The 3,096-nt window shown below is 64.4% G+C and carries 3 protein-coding genes; all 3 read right to left on the reverse strand.

Features of this window, described 5'->3' with window-relative positions; all coding sequences use genetic code 11:
• A partial coding sequence (locus tag WCE35_RS16505) for an alpha-amylase family glycosyl hydrolase (protein ID WP_424594401.1) occupies positions 1-818 on the reverse strand: 818 nt, incomplete at its 3' end.
• Complete coding sequence (glgX, locus tag WCE35_RS16510; RefSeq protein ID WP_424594402.1) at positions 815-2,890, reverse strand: glycogen debranching protein GlgX; 2,076 nt, start codon at positions 2,888-2,890, stop codon at positions 815-817. The genes glgX and WCE35_RS16505, both read right to left, overlap by 4 nt.
• Before the next feature lie 3 nt (positions 2,891-2,893).
• Positions 2,894-3,096: alpha amylase C-terminal domain-containing protein (locus tag WCE35_RS16515; protein ID WP_424594403.1), on the reverse strand; the 203-nt coding region annotated here is incomplete at its 5' end.

The following is a 3,096-nucleotide window of genomic DNA, read 5'->3' on the forward strand; positions in this document are numbered from 1 at the left end:
ATGCTGAGATCGCGCAGCAGCGGAATTTCGCCCGGCTCATGGATGGCATTGACCGCATCCAGCCGCAGCCCGTCGAAACGGTACTCGGCCAGCCAATGGAGCGCATTCTCGATCGCGAAGGCGCGCACCTCGGGCACCCGATAGTCGATGACGCTGCCCCAGGGCGTCCGCGCCGGCGTAAAGAAGGATGGCGCGTAGCGGCCGAGGTAGTTCCCCTCGGGGCCGAAGTGATTGTAGACCACGTCGAGAAATACCATCAGCCCACGCAAATGGGCTTCATCGATCAGCGCCTTGAGATCGTCGGGGCGGCCATAGGCGCTGTCGGGTGCGTACCACAGCACGCCGTCATAGCCCCAGTTGCGCGATCCCGCGAAATCCGACAGCGGCATCAGCTCCAGCGCGGTGATGCCGGTCGCGACCAGATGATCGAGCTTGCCGATCATGGCGCGGTAGCTGCCCTCGCGCGTGAAGGTGCCGACATGGGCCTCCAGAACCACGGCCTCCTGCCACGGCCGCCCGCGCCAGCGCGCGGCGCGCCATCGATAGGCGGCGTGATCAATCACCTCGCTTGGACCGTGGACGTCCTCGGGCTGAAAGGCGGACGCGGGGTCGGGGACATCGATCGCGTCGTCGATCCGGAATCTGTAATGCGTGCCGGCCTTGACGCCGGCAATTTCGGCGGCGAACCAGCCGTCGTCACCGCGCGTCAGCGCGTGCGAGGTTTCCAGCAACAGCTCGACACGCTTTGCCGCCGGCGCCCACAGTCGAAACAGCGCGCCGTCTCCGGTCAGCCTGGGGCCGAATTGCCGCATAGTCATGCCGAGCCCGCAAAGGCGAGGACCGCGCGCGGCGGCGCCTTGATCTCGGCGCCGGCGGCGAAAGAGGCCGGCGCTTGCCGGGAGGCGGCAGTGTTCAGCACCTGCTGCCAGCTTCTGTATTCGGTCATTTCAGGCAATCTGAACGCAATCTCCTCCGGTGCGGCATTTAGAACGACAAAGACCGGCGCCTGACCTTGTTCCATCGGCCCGAGCACATAGGCGAGGAACCGGCCTTCCGGAAAATTCCAGTCGGACTCCTTCATCTCTTCGGCCGCGGGCGTCAGCCACAATACGCCATAGGATCCATCCGCGCGCCGCCCGTCGAGCCAGCGCTGGCTCCTGATCTGCCCGAACCGCCGGCGCAGCGCGGTCAGCTGCGCGATGAAATCGGTGAGGTCTTCGCCGTCCTTGCCGAGATTGTCCCAACCGATCCAGCCGGTCTCGTTGTCCTGGCAATAGGCGTTGTTGTTGCCGGACTGCGAGTTGCCGACCTCATCGCCGGCGAGCATCAGCGGGGTGCCTTGCGCGAGCAAGAGGCACGCGAGCTGGTTCTTGCGGAGCTGGCGGCGCAGGGCGTTGATGTCGGGGTCGTCGGTCGGGCCCTCATGGCCGCAATTGGTGCTGTGATTGTCGTTGGCGCCGTCGCGGTTTTCTTCACCATTGGCCGCGTTGTGCTTTTCGTTATAGCTGAACAGGTCCGCCAGCGTGAAACCGTCATGGACGGTGATGTGATTGACGCTGGCGCGCGGGGCACGGTTGTCGCGGTGGAACAGGTCGGAGGAGGCGGTCATGCGCCGCGACACCTCGCCGATCAGGCTGCCTTCGCCGCTCCAGTAGCGGCGCATCGTGCTGCGATAGCGGTCGTTCCATTCCGACCATTGCGAGGGAAATGCGCCGAGCTGATAGCCGCCGAAGCCGAGGTCCCATGGTTCGGCGACGAGCTTGACGGCGGCAAGCACCGGATCCTGCCGGATGGCGGTGAAGAAACCGGCATCGCGGTCAAAGCCGTTCGGGCCGCGCGCCAATGTGGTGGCAAGATCGAAGCGGAAGCCGTCGACGTGGCAGACCTCGACCCAGTAGCGCAACGAATCCATCACCATCTGCAATACCCGCGGATGGGTGAGATTGACCGAGCTGCCGCAGCCGGTGAAATCGTCGTAGTAGCGCGGATTTTCCGGCTTCAGCCAGTAATAGGATGCGTTGTCGATGCCGCGGAACGACAGCGTCGGGCCCATGTGGTCGCCCTCGGCGGTATGATTATAGACGACGTCGAGCATCACCTCGATGCCGGCATCGTGCAGCCTTGCCACCGTGGCACGGAACGAATCGAGCGCGTTGTCCCGCGCATAGCGTTGTTCCGGCGCGAAGAACGCGATCGTATTGTAGCCCCAGTAATTCGTCAGTTTCCTTTCGACCAGCGCCCGGTCGTCGATCAGCCCATGAATCGGCAGCAGCTCGATGGTGGTGACGCCGAGGCGCTTGAAATGATCGATCATCGCGGGCGAGCAGAGCCCGCCGAAGGTGCCGCGCAAATCGGGCGCGACGTCCTCACGCCTCTCGGTCAGGCCCTTGACGTGGGCTTCGTAGATGATGGTGTCTTCCCAGGGGATATTGGGGCGGATTTCGCGGCGTCCCCAGTTGAAGGTCTCGTCGACGACGACGGCCTTCGGCATGAAGCGGGCGTTGTCGCGGCGGTCGAAAGAGAGGTCTGCGCGCGGGCTCCCGGTGCGGTAGGCGAAATGCGCGTCACTCCATACCAGTCGCCCGGCGAGGCGTTTGGCGTAGGGATCGAGCAGGAGCTTGTTGGGGTTAAATCGGTGGCCATGCTCGGGTTGATAGGGCCCATGGACCCGATAGCCATAGAGCTGCCCGGGGGACACGTCGTTGAGATAGCCGTGCCAGACATCCTCGGTGCGCTCCGGCAGCGCGATGCGTTCGAGCTCGCGGCGACCATGGCTGTCGAACAGGCACAGCTCGACTTTCTCCGCGTTGGCGGAGAACAGCGCGAAATTGGTGCCCCTTCCGTCCCAGCTTGCCCCAAGCCGCGAGGACGTCCCCCCGGTCAGCCGCATGCGTCAGCTTTCCGGCACGAGAAAGATCGCAGCCAGCGGCGGGATGGTCAGTCCGAGTTCGGGTGCAACGCCTTCCAGTGTCCGGACTTCCCCGATATTGCCGACATTGCTGCCGCCGTAATGCGCGGAGTCCGAATTGAATACCTCGTGCCACTTGCCGGCGAACGGCACCCGGACGCGGTAGTTGCGATAGACGTTCGGCGAGA

It is taken from the genome of Bradyrhizobium sp. (assembly GCF_049691595.1).
GTDB lineage: Bacteria > Pseudomonadota > Alphaproteobacteria > Rhizobiales > Xanthobacteraceae > Bradyrhizobium.

Coding starts and splice junctions, on each gene's coding strand:
- glgX (WP_424594402.1), bottom strand. CDS start 2,890: ATGCGGCTGACCGGGGGGACGTCCTCGCGGCTTGGGGCAAGCTGGGAC.